Source organism: Pseudomonas sp. GW821-FHT07F05, assembly GCF_059418765.1.
Window position 1 is genome coordinate 134,173 of sequence record NZ_JBWKQL010000001.1, and the last position, 17,376, is coordinate 151,548.

Consider the following 17,376-nt stretch of genomic DNA (forward strand, 5'->3'; position numbering starts at 1 on the left):
TCCTCAGTCCCGGAGTTGTTTCTGGCTTTCGACCGGGTCGATCAACACGGCTTTCTGTTGGCGCACCAGCAGATCGAGGATTTCGTCCTGACGGTCGCCCAGTACACCGTTGAAGCTGATCCCGCTGGCTTTGGTCGGTGCGAGCATCGAGACTTTGTACAGCTCGACGCTCAGAGGCGAGTCGATGGACAGCGGGCCTGAACCGTTGGAGGTCAGTTCGCCGCCGACCATGATCAGCGAGACTTCGGCATCGAACGGGTCGAGCTTGATGTCGCGGTCAGTGTCCGACAGGTCTTTGATGTGGCCGTAGACGCCCATCAAACCGTTACCGATGGCCAGGTTTTCGTACAGCTTGATGTTGGTGCTGTTGCGAACCCGGATGCCGTGACGCTTGTTGGCGAACACACGATTGCCCCACAGCAGGTTGTCGGCACTCTCATACAAGGTGATGCCGTCGGTGTGGTTGCGGTAGATCTCGTTGTAAGCCACCAGGTTGTTCACGCTGTTACGGTCAAGGACGATGCCGGACAGGTGGTTGTCGTAGCTCTTGTTGTTGATGATGAAGCTGTCGTTCACCTCACGGGAGACGATGATCCCGTGCTTTTTCTTGGTCCCGTACACCGTGTTCTCGGCAATGATCAGACCGTGGGAACGGTCATGGGGGTCGATGCCGTAGATGATGTTGTCGTGGTAGGTGCTGCCCTTGACCACGAAGTCGCGGGTTTCATAGCAGTAGAAGCCGTACCACATGTCCGAGAAGTCAGAATTGACGATCCAGCCGGTTGGCTCGGCGCGGTTCATCTGCGCCTTCATGTTCGGTGTGTACTGGGAAATACTGACGCCGTACGACTTGCTGTTGTTGTAACCCAGGCTCGCCACTTTGGTGTTGAACATGTAGGTCTGGGTGCCACCCCAGGACAGCAGGAACGGGCGGAATTCCTTCGGCGCCTTGAACGTCGACGGGCCGTTGGACTTCTCGCTCCAGCCGGTCAGCTTGGTGTCGGACATGAACAGCAGGTTGTCGTTGACCAGAAACGCACCGGCATCCTGAGACAGGCGCAGCTCGGTGGTTTTCTTGTCGACTTCAAAGATGCCGTTCTTGCCGACAACGATCGGCAGACGCGCCAGAAAAACGCCCGGCGAGGTTTCGCTCAGGTACTGTTTAGGCACCTTCTTCGCCAGCTCCTGCAGGGTCATGTAGCCATCTTCGATGAAGATCGCCTGGGGGATGCCGTGCTGACGGGCCACCCATTCGGCCATCTTGTTGTCACCGCCGATGAATTCTTTCAGCGAGTCTTCCTGCATCATGCGTTTGATCGCAACCTTGCCCGGCTTGCTGCGCACGATCTTCTTCTGCATGGCCTGCTGGGTGTAACCCGAGAGGTCAGGCAGTTTTGGTTTGTCCATCAACAGCGGCTCAATGGGCGGACTGCTGATGGAGTAGGTCTTGGCCTGATGCAGGCCTTTGACCAGCACATCCTTGCCATCCGCCGGATGCGCCGCAGGGGCGGGAACCGGCAGCGGGCTGTTGGCCATGGCCGCAGTGCTGGCGAGCAGCAAGGCGCTGCTCAGCACAGCGCTTTCCAGCAGGGCATAGGGCCATGCCCGGTGACGCAATCTGCTTGCTTGACTGTTCATCTCATTGCACTCCTATCGCGGCTTGCATCAGAAGCGCCAGATGACGTCGACGATGGCGCGGTGCATGTAATCGTCTACACCGCTGTGGTACGCATCGCCCGGTTTGAACACGCCTGCACGCAGACGAATCAGCGCCGACGGTTCGTCGAACGACTGGCTTACCGCAGCAGGCAGCAGGCCTTGCTTGAAGTACTTGGTGACGACGAGGTCCATTTCCTGGCCCAGGTCCTTGCGGCCGTCTTCGAGGGGCAGCGAGGCAAATGTGCTGACGCCATCGTCATCGACATTTTCCTGAGCAGGGTTGATGCCCGCGCCGCCGATGCCCGAATGGCCGTCGACGCGACGGAACTTGTGGTAGATCAGCGAGGCGTCGTACTCGTCCTGCATCTGCCAGGACGCAAACAGCGAGCCCGACTCTACGTTGGCCATTTCGCCCTGGAACGCTTCACCGAAGCGATGCACGCGCGAGCGGGTACCGGTCCAGTTCGAGCGGTTGCTTTCCAGACCGTTCTGCTCGTAGTTCTTGCTGGCGCGGGAGTAGGCGCCGCCCACTTGCCACATCGGGTCCAGTCGGAAACGCAGGCCCAGGTCGGTGGCCCAGCCGTTGACGTTTTCGCTGTTCTTCTCACCGGCTACGTACTGATCTTCGGCCGCGTTGTAGGTGGTGCCGATGCGGTCACGATCGCCGGTCAGCCAGGTCAGGCTGCCCCAATAGTTGACGGTGTTCAGGTTGCGGTAGTTGTACGCGTCGCTGTTGGCCTGCAGACCCAGCCAGGTCAGGTCGCCACGCGAAGTCTTGTCCAGGTCGTCGATGGCTGAGCCCTGTTGTTTCAGGCTGCCGCCGTCATGACTGTGGTGCGCACGAACGCCTGCCCATTGGCCTGGCGTCCATTGGTATTCCACGTCGCCATACAGGTGCGAGCGATCCTTGTCCTGTGCCGACAGCTCGGTCAGGTCTGTGCGGTATTCGCTGAAACGCTGGGCGGCGCCCACTTCTGCCTTGAGCAGGGTGGTGTCGAAGGTCCAGTTCACCGCTTCGATGTTGGTGTCGTGCCACTGACCGTCGTCATTGCGCAGACGCTGACGACCGACTTTCAGGATCTCGCCAGGGTAAGGCGTGAAACCGCTGTAGCCGATCCAGAATTCGCGCAGGGCAGCGTAGCTGTCATCCACTTTGCGGCTGTTCGACGTGCTGCGCGAACGCTGGGCGCTCTGGCCGTTTGCGTCAGTGACCTGCTGATCCAGCGGGTCGGTCTGAATGGTGTCGGTAGCAGTAACTACCTGGCCCATCGCGTAACCGCTCCAGTTGCCCCACTCGCCATAGGCCCACGGACGCAGATCCAGACCGACACCGTTGACGTCGCCACCACTGCGGGTGCCGAGGTCACGGTCGTCTTCCATCTGGCCGGTCGCTTTGACTTCGATGCCGAAATTCTGAGTGTCGGTCAGGGCTGCCAGTGTCGGCGTGGCCCAGATCAGGGAGAAGCCCAGACCGAATCCGGCCGCCATCAGAGGGTTCAACTTAAGCTTCATAGAGGTGCGTCCCCGCCGTCTTTTTCTTCTTGCAGTGTCTGCAAGGCCAACGCGTTTTGCGCGGTTGTGCCGCGGACCTGCTGTTCTCGCTGGAGAAGGCTCTGCGCCTGGGCGCGCTTCTCAGGCGGCAATTGTTCGTTCAGTTGTTGCGCAAGATCCGTCGCTTGCGGGGTGCCCTGAGCCAGTGCGAGCTGGCCGAAGACCCATGCGTTGACCGGATCAGGCTTGATACCTTTGCCTTGCGAGAACAACTGCGCGAGGGCGAAGTCGGCACTGTTCTGGCCACCGCGTGCGGAGGTCAGCAACTGGTCGACAGCTTTCTGCGGGTCTGGATGGCCCAGATAACCCCGGCGATACAGCTGACCCAGGTAGTAATGCGCGGAGATTTGCGTCGCAGCGGCCTTGGTCAGGTGCTCTTCGGCTTTCTTCGCATCCGGCAAGACCAGCTTGCCTTCGTAATACAGCTTGCCCAGCAGCAGCTCGGCGCGCGGTTGATCCGCAGCACGGCCGTTGTCCAGGTATTCCATCATCTTGTTGACGTCGCCCAGTTCGGGGAAGTCGTACAGCAACTGCGCCAGGCTGACCCACGAAGCGGGGTAACCGGGGGCGACTTTCTCCAGCAGCGATTGCGCGGTCTTTTCGTCCGGCTTGCCGATTGTCGAATCCGCAAGCACGCGAGCGACGCTGTCGACACGCATGGCAGGCACGCTGCCCATGGCGTAGCCGCTTTGCATCTGCTCGATCAGCGCAGCCTGTTTGTCGGCTTCGCCACGCTTCTGGTAGACCGTCGCCAGCTCGGTGTAGCAAACGTCGGTGGTGCGCAGGGCTTGCTTGCAGATGCTTTCGACTTCAGCCAGATGCTGGTCGTAGGTGCCCTGTGTGCGATACAGCAGCACCTGGGCCAGACCCGCTTCCGGGTAACCGCCAGCGCGCCATTCGTTGATCTTCTGCTGCGCGTTCACGTTCGGGAACGTGTGCGGGTATTGCAGATAGAGCATCGCCAGCGGAATCAGCGTGCCGGCTTCGCCATTGGCGAAGGCCTTCTTCAGCAGACCTTCGGCTTCACGTTGCTCGGCCTCGGTGGAGTTCGGCTTGACCGCCAGCAACTTGCCCAGGCGCGATTGCGCCCGAGGCGAAGTGGCGGCTGCAGCGCGATACGTTGCCTCGGCCTGCTTGATCAGCTCCGGGTCGCGGGTACCCACCTGGATATCCGCGAGGCCGACCTGTGCATCGCTATAGCCCAGGTCCGCCAGTTGCCGATAGTTTTGCTCCGCCAGCGCGGTGTCGCCGCGTTTCAGGGCTTCGTTGGCCAGGCGCTGATCGGGCAGGCCGGCACAGCCGCCCAAACCGATAGCGATCGCCAGGCTCAACAATGTAGGGGCTGACAAGCTTCGTAGTGGGCTAGCCATGTTTAGAAACCTGCCGCCGTGGCTTTATCGATCAACCAGTTCAGCGACGGGCCACGAGTGCTCACTACTTCAACCGGGCGACCTGCCAGGCTGCTGTTGATGGCTTCGTCAGGCTGGATCTGAACGCGGATGTCGGAAGACAGGTCAGCAGGGCTCAGGGCCGTGGCGCTGACGATCTTGCCGCTGTGGTCGCCGTCTTCGCCAGCGACCTGGAAGGTCACGCGAGCGCCGGGTTGTACATCGGCGAACTGACGGTAGGTGAAGCGGGCATCGACATTGGCGGCGACGTTGCGCGGGACCATCTGGAAGATCACTTGACCTTTGCTGGCGTACTGACCGTCGGCGACCAGTTGCTTGGCCACGACGCAATCGCAAGGGCTGGTCATGGTACCGGCCAGTTGACGACCGAACAGCTCTTCGATTTTGGCCGGCTGCATTTCGTCCGGGTCCAGGTTGCCTTTCAACATGTCCAGCATGCTGGTGTTGAAGGTCGCCAGCGGAGCGCCTTTGGCGACGTTGCCGTTAGGGGCGACCAGGCTGGTCACAGTGCCTTCACGTGGCATGGTGACATCCAGGCTCGGCACGCTGACCAGGCCCGACGTGGAGTGGCTGACGAAGTACATGCCGTAGACCGATTTGGCGACGAAGCCGAACGCAATCACACCGACCGCGAAGATGCCGATGCTGAAGGTCACGGCACGCAGACGACCGAACGCGCTCAGGCCGCTGCCGCCGTCCTTGGATTTGCGTGCCTTGGTGAAGTTATCGCGCTGCAGGGTCGCCAGCACTTCGCCCATGCTGATGAGGTCGCCCGACAGGTGCGAAGTGATCAGATGACGCAGAGTCGAGATGTCTTGCGATTCCAGATTCTGGAACTGGCAGCCGACACGGCCGGTGCTCGAATCGATGGTGCGCACCTGCAGGTCGACGTCCATGGCCAGACCGAGGTTGTCGATCAGGAACTGCAGACGACCCTTGATGACCTCACCGACGGCTGGACGCAGGTTGGCAGGAGCGACAAAGCTCAGACCGCCTGCGGAAAGGTCTTCGACACGCACCAGCGGGGCGTTCGGCTGACCATTGAGCAGTCGCAGTTTGGCCGGGATCTTGACCCGTGCGTGCTGACGCTGGGCTTCGGATTCATGTACGACATTGGCATTCACGGCTGTATTCATGGTGGTAATTCCTGATTAATCGAGTTGATCCATTGTTTCGGTCAGAGGCCCGGTCAGACCATTGTCAGCAGCACGGCAACGAAGATGCTGCCAGCCGAGAAAGTCATGGTCCGCGACGACCAGGTGTTGAACCAACCCTGGAAGCTGGCCATGTCGCGGCTCAGTTTTGTGTCCTGGCGGGTCCAGGACTGTCGGTCGAGACGGAAGAAGACGTAGATCTTCATCAGTGCGCCAACGATCTGGTTGTAATAGAGAATCATCGGATAGGCCGGCCCGATCTTGTGGCCGCTGCACGACAGCAGCAGCGTCAGGATCAGACGGGTGATGCCAATCCAGAGCAGGTACGCCAGCAGGTATTCGATACCGAACTTCAGGCTCGCCAGCATCGCCACGGTCAGGCCAAGGATCGACGTCCACATCGACACGCGCTGGTCGAACAGCACGATGCTGGTGAAGACCCCGAGACGACCAACGCCCAGACCCAATGCACGGGAGTTCTGCCGAAGGTTGTTGCCGTACCAGCGGTACATCAGCTTGCGGCTGGCCTTCAGGAAACTTTTTTCCGGCGGGTGCTCAACGGTGTTGATCGCGGCATCCGGTACGTAGAACGTGTCGTAGCCCAGGCGCATCAGGCTGAACCAGCTGGACTTGTCGTCGCCGGTCAGGAACTTGAAGCGGCCCAGACGCCAGTGCTGCAGCGAGTCGCTTTCCACGTCGGCGATGAACGCCGGGTCCGTCACCACGGTGGCGCGGAACACCGACATACGGCCGGTCATGGTCAGCACGCGCTTGGACAGCGCCATCGAGCACATGTTGATGTGACGCTGAGCGAAACGCAGCTTGTGCCACTCGCTCATGATGTAGCCGCCGCGGACTTCACAGAACTCGTTGGTGGTCAGGCCGCCGACGTTGCCGAACAGCTGGAACCACGGCACGGTTTTCTGCACCACGCCCTCAGCCAGAACGGTGTCACCGTCGATCACCGCAACCACGGCGCGGTCGTCGGGCATGTGGCGGGAGATGGCGCGGAAACCGAACGCCAGACCGTCACGCTTGCCGGTTCCGGCGATGCGCACGAAGTCGAGCTTCACGTGCTCCGGCGGGTTGTACTTGGCCCACAGTGCCTTGACCAGCAGCTCGTCGGACATTTCCACCAGGGAGCACACGATGGTGGTCGGGAAGCCGCATTTGATGGCTTCGCGAATCACCGAGCTGTACACCTGAGCGGTGGTCAGCGCATCGATACGAAAGCTGGTGACCATCAGGAACACGTGGGATGGATCGGCTGCCTTGCCCAGCTTGCGCACTTTACGGCGCAGGTGCGGGTAGACGATGTACAGGAAAATCATGCCGCGCACGAAGTGCGTTGCGCCCATCGAGTAACGCCAGATGCCGACGATACCGATCAGGAAAATAAAATCTTTGGAGTGCGAGTCAAACAGCGATGCAGGCAGCGCCATGGCTATGGCCGCCAGCAACGTCAGATAAAACAGCCAACCTGCGGCCTGGAGGAAGCCGTGCTTCAGCCTTTGCATAGTGTGTATCCCTAAGTCAGTTGCAACCTCAAGCCGCAAGCTTCAAACCTCCAGTCGCTGGCGCTGACGCCCGGGACTGGAGGGATGAAGCCTGAAACTTGCAGCTCGTGGCTTGCAGCTCGCTGTGTGTTACCAGCAGATACCTTCGATTTGACCGTTTTCGGTGGTGGTGCCTTTCATGAAGCCCACCAGGTCAATCACACGCTTGCCGGCTGGCGCGTTGTTGGCGAGTGCACGGAAGCGCTCGTCGCGGTTACCCAGGATGATCACGTCAGAGTTGTTGATGACCGCGTCGAAGTCCGAGTTCAGCAGAGACGAAACGTGCGGGATCTTGGACTCGATGTAGTCTTTGTTGGCGCCGTGAACGCGAGCGTATTCGACGTTGCTGTCGAAGATGCTCAGGTCGTAGCCTTTACCGATCAGCATTTCTGCCAGCTCGACCAGAGGGCTTTCGCGCAGGTCATCGGTACCGGCCTTGAAGCTCAGACCCAGCAGGGCGACTTTGCGAGTGTCGCTGGCGGCGACGATGTCGAAAGCGTTCTGAACCTGGGAAACGTTGCTGCGCATCAGGGAGTTGAGCAGGGGGGCTTCAACGTCCAGAGAGCTGGCGCGGTAGGTCAGGGCACGGACGTCTTTCGGCAGGCAGGAACCGCCGAACGCGAAGCCTGGGCGCATGTAGTACTGCGACAGGTTCAGAGCCTTGTCCTGGCAGACCACGTCCATCACTTCACGGCCGTCGACGCCGACTGCCTTGGCGATGTTGCCGATTTCGTTGGCGAAGGTGACCTTGGTCGCGTGCCATACGTTGCAGGTGTACTTGATCATTTCGGCAACGGCGATGTCCTTGCGGATGATCGGTGCGTCGAGTTCTTCGTACAGGGACTGCAGAACGTCACCGGACGCCTTGTCGAATTCGCCGATAACGGTCATCGGAGGATGGTCGTAGTCGGCAATCGCGGTGCTTTCACGCAGGAATTCAGGGTTGACTGCGACACCGAAGTCGACGCCGGCTTTCTTGCCCGAGCAGTCTTCGAGGATCGGGATGACAACGTTTGCGACGGTGCCCGGCAGAACGGTGCTGCGCACGACGATGGTGTGACGGGTGCTCTTGTCACGCAGTACGAAGCCGATTTCGCGGCAGACCGATTCAATGAAGTCCAGCTCCAGATCGCCGTTCTTTTTGCTTGGCGTGCCGACGCAGATCATCGACAGGTCAGTGTCGCGAATGGCGGCGGAGAAGTCTGTGGTGCCGCGCAGTTTGCCGGTCTTGATGCCGGTTTCCAGCAACTCGCCCAGACCTGGCTCAACGATTGGCGACTTGCCCTTGTTGATCAGATCGATCTTGGCGGCGGAGATGTCCACGCCAACAACATCATGACCACGCGCCGAGAGGCAGCCTGCGCAGACTGCACCGACATAGCCCAAACCAAAGATGCTGATACGCATAGTAATCTCCTCGATGTTTACGCCATTAGTTGGCCGAATATAAAAACTGTCTTACAACTTTTGCGCACTCGTACGCACGGCAATGAATGTCGCGTGACAAGCACAGGCAGAATTAAGGGGTGAGTTACCTATATGAAAGGCAAACCCGAATGTTACAGATCAAAAGTGTCGAGTAGCCCATACATATTTATATAGGTTCCCGATCTGGGATGTGGCAGGCACTCCAGCGGATGGTTTGCGCGTCGTGCTCAGGCGGTCAAGGACAAGGCTTTTAGCCGTCTCCCGATGAATCAGCCCCGATTCACGACTGCGGGCACCCGAATGGTGCTAGCTCAATTCACTTCAACTAGTTTGGTGCGTGACTCCTTGTACGTACCACTTGACCGAAGGGTCTAACTTCGTTGAGAAGCAACTTCCAGATCTGTCCATGTGCCATGTAAGAGATGTCCTACATGGGGGACGAGAATTGTTACGGGATGTAGGAGCGTGGGCATTCCCCATAAGTTCCGGGCCGCTCGTCCTCTTTTTGAGATTTTTCGTAACACCAGGCGGTTTTCAGCAGGATCCAACGTGGGGCCAAACAAGGTTTGAGCCTTAGTTTGTAAGGCTTTGGCGGACGTGAAGACTGGAGTGCCACTCGTTCAAATCAACGTGCCGAAATCTGCAAAAAAAGTTGTTAAATTTTTGAGAAAAAAAAGAGCACTTAGTTTCTGACTGTTAGTTGGCGCCAATTAGTCGGCAGCACTACCGTTCGTCCGCGCAAACTGCAGTTTATGAACTAAGTAAGTGTGGGAATTTGCGAACGGAGTCACTGTTAATCTTTACTTTCGGTTGGATGGATAGACGCATTCGAATGATGGGACCAACCGATGCGCACTAAAAATGCAAGGCAGGTGTCCTGAGAAGTGCACCGAAGTGGGATTGAATGACGTCGCGGCGCCCGTCAACGATTGAAGACGGGCGATGCTTGCTGGCGGAAGGACGGGTAGGTGCAGGTCAGGCGTCTTGCTCATCGCGCAGGAAGATGAGCTTGTCCGGGGAGGACAGCTCTTTGCTGTATCGATAGCCGTGAGCATCGAACTGCGTCAGGTCTTTGGGCTTGCTGATACGCTCGGAAATCACGAAGCGAGTCATCATGCCCCGGGCTTTCTTGGCGTAGAAACTGATGATCTTGTACTGACCGTTTTTCTGGTCGCGGAACTCGGTTTCGATCACGCGGGCATTCAGTGCCGGGCGCTTGACCGCTGAAAAGTACTCGTTCGACGCCAGGTTGAGCAGCACATCGTCGCCTTGTTCTTTCAGCGCTTCGTTCAGCCACTCGCTGATGCGGTCGCCCCAGAATGCGTAAAGGTCCTTGCCCCTGGCATTGGCCAGCTTGGTGCCCATTTCCAGGCGATAGGGTTGCATCAGGTCCAGAGGACGAAGCAATCCATAGAGCCCGGACAACATACGCAGGTGCTTTTGGGCGTACGTCAGATCGGGCCCGCTCAGGGTGTCGGCGTCGAGACCGGTGTACACGTCACCCTTGAATGCAAGCAGCGCCTGTTTGGCGTTTTTTGGGGTGAACGCCGGATTCCAGCTGCCAAAGCGGGCGGCATTGAGGCCGGAGAGCTTGTCGGACAGATGCATCAGCTCACCGATCTGCGCCGGGGTCATGTCGCGCAGTTGGTTGATGAGCTCCTGAGAGTGATCCAGAAATTCCGGCTGGGTGTAGCGCTTGGTGGTGGGCGGTGTTTCGAAATCGAGGGTTTTGGCTGGGGAAATCACCATCAGCATGGGCAGGTCTCCTTTGATCGTCGGGCGATTCTAGGGGTTGCGTGCGGATCACTCCAGCTATGGTGTCGATAGGCGCGCTCCTGCAGCAGCGGTGCCGGAATCCGGCATTCTGGCCCAAGGCAAATCCGCTATAGTGCCTCGCCGGTTTTCGGCCTCTTTATCAAGGATTGGGAGCACGTCGTGTTGCGCATGCTGTTATTGATCGGAGCCTGTTTGCTGGGGCTCAACGCACAGGCGGCCACGGGCGATATTGCGATGCTGGATCGCGCAGTCTGGCCGGAGGCTCTGGAAACGCCGCAGCTGTTCGACGTGGCGTCTCGTGCGCAAATTCTCAGCTTCGCCCATCAGTTGCTGGAAAGCGAAAACCTCAGCGACGCCCAGCTGAGTGCGCGTCTGGGCCTGCGGCAGATCAACCTGCCGACGGTGAACCTGATCCGCACACGGCTATGGACGCGGCTGTTCGAGAATTGGACATTCGCCGAAAAAACCTGTGAAGCCGACGCATCATTCTGTGTGCTGGTCGACGACGTGCCGATGCTGCGTCAACGCGCCGCCGAATACAAAGTGGCCGATGATTCCTTCTATGCCAAGTGGGCTGCGCCGGCCGATGCCTTCAACCAGCGTTATCTCAACGAACTGTTGCGCATGGCCGCCTTGTTCCCGCAGACCAGCAGCGAGATCGAGCGCTACAACTCCGACGAACTCAGCGGCGAAGAAATGCCCGACAGGACCTTCCTGCTCAATTTCGAGAGCGGTCCGACCGTTGCTGACGGGGCGACTGACTGGCTGGCCGACTTCATGCGCCAACAGAAGATCACCGCCACGTTCTTTGTGCTGGGCAAGGCCCTGCAAAGTCGTCTGGACACCACCTCGCCCCACGCGCTTCAAACGCTCTACCGCCAGCAATGCGTCGGCCTGCAGGGCTGGGAGTTCAGGTCCCACGCCCACTGGCGCGACTGGCAAGACTCCATCGAGCGTACGGCCGCGCTGGTTCAGCAGCTGCTGCCGGACAATTTCGTGCCGCTGTTCCGCCCGCCTTACGGCCATCGTCGTGCCGACAGCGCGCCATTCTTCCGCGACCAGCAGCTGCGAGTCTCTCTGTGGAACATCGATTCCCAGGACAGCACCGGACGCATCAGCGCCGAGCAGGCTGCCAACCGGGTGCTCACGCTGATGCTGCTCTGGCGGCGCGGCAATGTGGTGTTCCATGACAGCACAGACAAACCGCAGCAGGCGGTGCCATGGCTGATGGCCAATACCGCGCAAAGCGGCGTGATGTGGGAAGACTGCCATATCTATCCGCAGCAGCTGGCGGACGAAGAAGATGCGCCGGATGAGGACGATGACACGCCCGACGATGACGCCGCAGACGAACCAGCCGAGCAGCCGGGCGCAGCGGTTGAGCAGACGGTGCCGCCAGTGAAAGAAGGGGAACAATGAAAGGGTAGGTGGGAAATTTCTGAGGATTTGTCCCGGACCGGACTTCCGACTTTAAACGCGGCTGACCCATCCGCCAAGGGCTAATTGTCCCCCCGAGAAATAAACTTCAAAAAGCGCCGAAACGCGTTTTTATGTCATCGGTTTTGCGGTATTACGACAACAGACCGCCGAACCCTGCAACACAGGTGGCGTCATTCCAGACCCCACTTTGCGCAATTTTCTCCTGCCTCAAGGGGAAAGCCTCGGCGGCCTTTTCGTGGCGCAGCATCGCTGTGTGTTGCGTCACTTGGCTACTACAAAGGTGAGCGAGTATGGATGACCACGGACGCACCCCTTCCTCTAACCAGCCAATCCTTTACGTGCTCGATACCAACGTATTGATCCATGATCCAAACGCGCTTCTGAATTTCGAAGAACATCACGTAGCACTCCCCATGACGGTCCTGGAAGAACTGGACAAGCTCAAGGCGGGCAAGCACTCGGTGGCTGCTGAATGTCGGCAGGCGATCCGGTTGATTGACAAGACACTCGGCGAAGCGACCCCGGAGGAGGTTGAAAAAGGCGTACCGATCGATCGCGGTACAGGCGTATTCAAGGGTTATCTGTCCATCCTCATGAACAAGCGGCAAGAACCCAACCGGGTGCTGCCTGACAACCTCAATGACAACATCATCATCAACCAGCTGATTGACCTGCATGCGCGGAAAAAGGACACGCGCATCGTACTGGTCACTAAAGACATCAACATGCGCCTGAAGGCGCGGGCCTGCGGCATCGAGGCCGAGGACTACAGCACCGACCAACTGGTCGACGACGTGTCGATGCTGTCCCGCGGTTACCACACCATGACCGGCTCTTTCTGGGACCGGGTGAGCAAAGTCGATACCCGCCAGGATCATGGCCGTACCTGGCACAAAGTGCAGATGATCGAGCAGATTCCGTCTGTGCACATCAACGAGTTCATCATCGATGAGCAAGGCTTCGTCGGTTGGGTCAAAGGCGTCAAGCCTGACGAACTGCTGTTGCTGGACATGCACCAGGAGCCGCTGCTGCACCAGGAAGCGTGGGGACTGAAGCCGCGTGACATCTATCAGGGGCTGGCGCTGTTTGCGCTGCTCGATCCGGACATCCATCTGGTCAACCTGTCCGGCGCGGCCGGTTCGGGCAAGACCATTCTTGCCCTGGCCGCTGCCATCGAGCAGACCATGGTCAGCAAGCGTTATCGCCGCATCATCGCCACCCGAAGCGTGCAGGGGCTCGACCAGGAGATCGGCTTTTTGCCCGGCACCGAAGCAGAAAAAATGGAGCCATGGCTCGGCGCGATCACCGACAACCTGGAAGCCTTGCACATGGATGACGAAAACACCCATGGCAGCGTCGATTACATCCTGAGCAAGGTGCCGCTGCAGTTCAAATCCCTCAACTACATTCGCGGCCGAAGCTTCCAGCAGAGCCTGATCCTGATCGACGAATGCCAGAACCTCACGCCGCACCAGATGAAAACCATCATCACCCGTGCCGGCGCGGGCTCTAAAGTGGTCTGCCTGGGCAACCTGGCGCAGATCGACACGCCTTATCTGTCGGCCACCAGTTCGGGGCTGACCTACCTGACGGAGCGTTTCAAGGACTTCCCCAACGGCGTGCACATCAGTCTGCAAGGTGTCCCACGCTCGATCCTGGCTGAATACGCGGAGAGCCATTTGTAAAGTGGCAGCAGCTTCAAGCCTCTAGCCTCAAGCTGCAAGCCGACGTCCGCTCAGGGTCGTTAGCTTGCAGCTTGTGGCTTCTAGCCCTAACTCCCTACAATCCCCGCTCCTGTTCAGGAGTCATCCCGTGCTCACTCATCTCGATTCCCAAGGTCGCGCCCACATGGTCGACGTCACTGAAAAAGACGTTACGTTCCGTGAGGCGGTGGCCGAAGCGCGCGTGCGCATGCTGCCCGAAACCCTGCAAATGATCGTCGCAGGCGGGCATCCCAAAGGGGACGTATTTGCCGTCGCGCGCATCGCCGGCATCCAGGCCGCGAAGAAAACCAGCGATCTGATTCCCCTCTGTCATCCGTTGATGCTTACCGGTGTGAAGGTCGAACTCACCGCTGAAAGCCCTGACGCCGTGCACATCGTTGCGCGCTGCAAACTCTCCGGCCAGACCGGGGTGGAAATGGAAGCGTTGACCGCCGCCAGCATCGCCGCCCTGACCATCTACGACATGTGCAAGGCGGTTGACCGCGGCATGACCATCGAACACGTGCGGTTGCTCGAAAAGCTCGGTGGCAAGAGCGGACACTTCATCGCCGACGACCAGGTGATCGCCCAATGACCATTCACGTACAAGTCCAATATTTCGCGCGTTTTCGCGAAACCCTCGGCACCGAGAGCGAGAACCTCGAAGGCTCATTCGCCACCATCGACGCCGTGCGCCAGCATTTACTCGAGCGCGGCGGTGTGTGGGAAGTGCTGAGTGAGAAAGGCATCATGTGCGCCCGCAATCAGGAGCTGTGCTCGCTGGACACGCCCGTCGAACCGGGCGATGAGGTGGCGTTCTTTCCGACCGTCACCGGAGGTTGATATGGCCGTTCGAGTACAAGCCGCCGCGTTCGATCCGGGCGCGGAACTCAATGCCATGCACGACGCCAACGTCGGCGTGGGTGCGGTGGTCAGCTTTGTGGGCTATGTGCGGGATTTCAACGACGGCCGTGAGGTAGCGGGGATGTTTCTCGAGCATTACCCCGGCATGACCGAGAAGGCGCTGGTTAAAATCGCTGATGAGGCGCAGCAGCGCTGGCCGTTGCTCAAGCTGGAAGTGATTCATCGCGTGGGCGAGTTGGAACCGGGCGAGCCAATCGTGTTCGTCGCGGCGGCCAGCGCCCATCGCCAGGCCGCGTTCGAGGCCTGTGATTTCGTCATGGACTACCTGAAAACCCGCGCGCCGTTCTGGAAGAAGGAAAACACTTCAGAAGGGCCGCGCTGGGTTGAGGGCCGCGACAGCGATCACATGGCTGCAGATCGCTGGAAATAGGCTGCGGGCTCAGCATTCGCAGGCGCGTGGAGTCATTCCGCCGCAGGAATCGCTCGCTGCACGCGCACCACCGGCCGTAGCAACACGGTCGGCGGCGTTTCGCAGCTGATCTTGCGGCCCAGCTTCTCTTCGATCGACGGCAACTGATACGAATCGTCTTCACCAGCGAAGCTGATGGACACGCCGTCTGCGCCTGCACGACCGGTGCGGCCGATGCGGTGCACGTAGTCGTCCGGTACTTCCGGCAGGGTGAAGTTGATCACGTGGCTGATGCCGTCGATGTGAATCCCGCGACCGGCGACATCGGTGGCCACCAGCACGCGAATCTTGCCTTCGCGAAACCCTTCCAGCGTCTTGATGCGCTTGTGCTGCGGCACGTCGCCTGACAACTGCGCGGCATTGATGCCGTCACGCACCAGACGCTCTTCGATGCGTCGCACTTCATCCTTGCGGTTGGCGAACACCATCACCCGTTCCCAACCGTGGTCGTTGATCAGGTTGAACAACAGCTTGTACTTGTCAGCGCCGGCCACGGCATAGATGTGCTGCTCGACCGTGTCGCTGGCGACGTTCAGCGATTCGATCTCGACGATCGCAGGATCCGTCGTCCACTGCTTGGCCAGATTCATCACGTCTTCAGTGAAGGTGGCGGAGAACAGCAGTGTCTGACGCTCGCCCTTGTGCGGGGTCTGGCGAATGATCGAGCGGACCTGAGGGATGAAGCCCATGTCGAGCATGCGGTCGGCTTCGTCCAGGACCATCACCTCAACCATGTCCAGGTGCACTTCGCCGCGCTGGGCGAAGTCCAGCAGACGGCCTGGCGTGGCAACCAGAATGTCGCAGTGGCGGGCTTCGAGGTGTTTAAGCTGCTTGTCGAAATCCATGCCGCCCACGAACGTCATCACGTTGAGGTCGGTGTACTTGGTCAGCGCCTCGGCGTCCTTGGCGATCTGCACCACCAGCTCGCGGGTCGGCGCAATGATCAGCGCACGGGGTTCACCCATGTAGCGCTCTTTCGGCGGAGGCGTCTGGGTCAGTTGAGTAATGATGGAAATCAGGAAGGCGGCGGTCTTGCCGGTGCCGGTCTGGGCGCGGCCGATGGCATCGCGGCCTTTGAGGGTGTAACCCAGAACGCCGGCCTGGATTGGCGTGCAGTACGGGAATCCCAGGTCCTGGATCGCGTGCATCAATTCGGGGGCGAGGGGGAAATCGTGGAAACGGGTTTTGCCTTCCAGTGGTTCGACGACGAAGTCTTCGGGTTTCCAGGGAATGACGACGGGCTTGGGCGCACGTTCTCGGCGCGGGCGTTCAGCCCTAACGGGCGATGTAACGGCCGGTGCGGTGGCTGCCAAATGCTCGGGCGCAGGCACGTGCACTTCTGCTGCTGACGGTTCCCGCGAGACGCTTTCGGTCTGGCGCTGGGGGACGGGGAGGGGAGCAGCAGGCGCGAGCGGCTCAGCCTCGCTTTTTCCGAACATCTTTTTAAGTGCTTTGAGCACGGTGATCTCATCGATAGATTTAGGAATGTACGCCGGGGAGTGTAAAGCAAGAACCCGGCGCGGCGTAGTGTCCTAGCAAATCCGCAACGTAATTGGAAGGATCAAATGAGTGGACTAGCGAAGCTTATCCGCGAGCCAGACACCTATGTCGGAAATTTCCTGCGGTAACACTTCGTGCTCCATTGGGTATTCCTGCCATGTCACGGTGACGCCCTGAGCCTTCAAATGCTCGTAAGCCGCTCGCCCCATGGCATGCAGAACCACCGGGTCATTGCTGCCGTGCAAGCAATAGGCCGGGATGCGTTGCTGGCTGGCGGACAGGCTCATTTCGTCGCTGAAAGTCGGTGCGTACGTGGACAGCGCAAGTACGCCGCCGAGGGGGCCTTCCCAGCGCAGGAAGGCGGTGTGCAACACCACGGCGCCGCCCTGGGAAAACCCTGCCAGGAAGATTCGGGCCGGGTCTATGCCGCTGTCCCGTTGCTGTTCGATCAGCTTGATGACGTCTTGCGCCGAGCCTTCCAGCTCGCCGCTGTCGATGGCGCGGGCCGGGCTCATGGCCTTGATGTCGTACCAGCTGGGCATCGCGTAGCCGCCGTTGATGGTGACGGCCCGGGTCGGCGCCTGCGGCAGAATGAACCGCGTGGTCTTCAGGGTCTTCTGCAGCATCTCGGCCACCGGCAGGAAATCGTAGCGATCAGCCCCCAGGCCGTGCAGCCAGATGACGCAGGCGTCGACTGCCAATTCCGGCTCGATGATCAGCGGTTCAGTCATGTGTGCTCCATTAGTGTGCGGCACCTCTGGCACAGCGCTTTAAGGCGGTGCGTCAGCTCGTGTGCGGGTGAATGAAAGATGTCGCAAGGTTACAAGTTTTGATCTTGACCTGTCGCTAATTCGACATTGCCAGCAT

General features: G+C 59.5%; 13 protein-coding genes and 1 pseudogene. 5 read left to right on the forward strand and 9 right to left on the reverse strand.

Annotated features, from left to right (window positions below; genetic code table 11):
- Positions 1-3 precede the first annotated feature (3 nt).
- The 7 genes from algG to yaaA form a co-directional block, all read right to left on the reverse strand.
- Positions 4-1,638, reverse strand: a complete 1,635-nt coding sequence (algG, locus tag AC07RO_RS00685) for a mannuronan 5-epimerase AlgG (RefSeq protein ID WP_282369541.1) — start codon at positions 1,636-1,638, stop codon at positions 4-6.
- Positions 1,639-1,665: 27 nt separating this feature from the next.
- Positions 1,666-3,171: an alginate export family protein gene (locus AC07RO_RS00690; protein ID WP_192171835.1), complete on the reverse strand. Its 1,506-nt coding sequence runs from the start codon at positions 3,169-3,171 to the stop codon at positions 1,666-1,668.
- A complete protein-coding gene (algK, locus tag AC07RO_RS00695) occupies positions 3,168-4,580 on the reverse strand; it encodes an alginate biosynthesis TPR repeat lipoprotein AlgK (protein WP_133772048.1) in 1,413 nt (470 codons plus the stop codon). The genes AC07RO_RS00690 and algK overlap by 4 nt, the downstream gene beginning before the upstream one ends.
- Positions 4,581-4,582: 2 nt before the next feature.
- Positions 4,583-5,755, reverse strand: coding sequence for an alginate biosynthesis protein Alg44 (locus AC07RO_RS00700; RefSeq protein ID WP_282369544.1), 1,173 nt, complete (start codon positions 5,753-5,755; stop codon positions 4,583-4,585).
- A 53-nt stretch (positions 5,756-5,808) separates the two neighbouring features.
- Positions 5,809-7,290 carry a mannuronan synthase gene (gene alg8 / locus AC07RO_RS00705; RefSeq protein ID WP_192171833.1) on the reverse strand — a complete coding sequence of 494 codons (1,482 nt, stop codon included), beginning with the start codon at positions 7,288-7,290 and terminating at the stop codon, positions 5,809-5,811.
- A 129-nt stretch (positions 7,291-7,419) separates the two neighbouring features.
- Positions 7,420-8,736 carry a nucleotide sugar dehydrogenase gene (locus tag AC07RO_RS00710; protein WP_192171832.1) on the reverse strand — a complete coding sequence of 439 codons (1,317 nt, stop codon included), beginning with the start codon at positions 8,734-8,736 and terminating at the stop codon, positions 7,420-7,422.
- 996 nt (positions 8,737-9,732) lie between these two features.
- Positions 9,733-10,512, reverse strand: coding sequence for a peroxide stress protein YaaA (gene yaaA, locus AC07RO_RS00715; protein WP_282369550.1), 780 nt, complete (start codon positions 10,510-10,512; stop codon positions 9,733-9,735).
- Between the two features lie 183 nt (positions 10,513-10,695).
- On the opposite strand from yaaA, the pseudogene AC07RO_RS00720 reads away from it, so the two are divergent.
- The 5 genes and pseudogenes from AC07RO_RS00720 to moaE form a co-directional block, all read left to right on the forward strand.
- Positions 10,696-11,886: pseudogene (locus AC07RO_RS00720) on the forward strand (polysaccharide deacetylase family protein); the annotation flags it as partial.
- 377 nt (positions 11,887-12,263) lie between these two features.
- Positions 12,264-13,658: a PhoH family protein gene (locus AC07RO_RS00725; protein ID WP_065991946.1), complete on the forward strand. Its 1,395-nt coding sequence runs from the start codon at positions 12,264-12,266 to the stop codon at positions 13,656-13,658.
- A gap of 127 nt (positions 13,659-13,785) precedes the next feature.
- On the forward strand, positions 13,786-14,271 hold the full coding sequence (gene moaC, locus AC07RO_RS00730; protein ID WP_495085054.1) for a cyclic pyranopterin monophosphate synthase MoaC: 486 nt from the start codon (positions 13,786-13,788) through the stop codon (positions 14,269-14,271).
- Positions 14,272-14,273: 2 nt separating this feature from the next.
- Positions 14,274-14,519, forward strand: coding sequence for a MoaD/ThiS family protein (locus AC07RO_RS00735; protein ID WP_346630880.1), 246 nt, complete (start codon positions 14,274-14,276; stop codon positions 14,517-14,519).
- A 1-nt stretch (position 14,520) separates the two neighbouring features.
- Positions 14,521-14,970: a molybdopterin synthase catalytic subunit MoaE gene (gene moaE / locus AC07RO_RS00740; RefSeq protein WP_192171829.1), complete on the forward strand. Its 450-nt coding sequence runs from the start codon at positions 14,521-14,523 to the stop codon at positions 14,968-14,970.
- A 32-nt stretch (positions 14,971-15,002) separates the two neighbouring features.
- Here the strand turns inward: moaE and rhlB are convergent, their stop codons facing one another.
- Positions 15,003-16,469: an ATP-dependent RNA helicase RhlB gene (gene rhlB / locus AC07RO_RS00745; protein WP_495085055.1), complete on the reverse strand. Its 1,467-nt coding sequence runs from the start codon at positions 16,467-16,469 to the stop codon at positions 15,003-15,005.
- Positions 16,470-16,583: 114 nt separating this feature from the next.
- On the reverse strand, positions 16,584-17,240 hold the full coding sequence (locus AC07RO_RS00750) for an alpha/beta hydrolase (RefSeq protein ID WP_192171827.1): 657 nt from the start codon (positions 17,238-17,240) through the stop codon (positions 16,584-16,586).
- Positions 17,241-17,376: the final 136 nt, after the last annotated feature.

Bases quoted from the DNA above. Each gene is read 5' to 3' on its own strand.
- algG (WP_282369541.1), bottom strand. From the start codon at position 1,638: ATGAACAGTCAAGCAAGCAGATTGCGTCACCGGGCATGGCCCTATGCC.
- AC07RO_RS00690 (WP_192171835.1), bottom strand. From the start codon at position 3,171: ATGAAGCTTAAGTTGAACCCTCTGATGGCGGCCGGATTCGGTCTGGGC.
- algK (WP_133772048.1), bottom strand. From the start codon at position 4,580: ATGGCTAGCCCACTACGAAGCTTGTCAGCCCCTACATTGTTGAGCCTG.
- AC07RO_RS00700 (WP_282369544.1), bottom strand. From the start codon at position 5,755: ATGAATACAGCCGTGAATGCCAATGTCGTACATGAATCCGAAGCCCAG.
- alg8 (WP_192171833.1), bottom strand. From the start codon at position 7,290: ATGCAAAGGCTGAAGCACGGCTTCCTCCAGGCCGCAGGTTGGCTGTTT.
- AC07RO_RS00710 (WP_192171832.1), bottom strand. From the start codon at position 8,736: ATGCGTATCAGCATCTTTGGTTTGGGCTATGTCGGTGCAGTCTGCGCA.
- yaaA (WP_282369550.1), bottom strand. From the start codon at position 10,512: ATGCTGATGGTGATTTCCCCAGCCAAAACCCTCGATTTCGAAACACCG.
- AC07RO_RS00725 (WP_065991946.1), top strand. From the start codon at position 12,264: ATGGATGACCACGGACGCACCCCTTCCTCTAACCAGCCAATCCTTTAC.
- moaE (WP_192171829.1), top strand. From the start codon at position 14,521: ATGGCCGTTCGAGTACAAGCCGCCGCGTTCGATCCGGGCGCGGAACTC.
- AC07RO_RS00750 (WP_192171827.1), bottom strand. From the start codon at position 17,240: ATGACTGAACCGCTGATCATCGAGCCGGAATTGGCAGTCGACGCCTGC.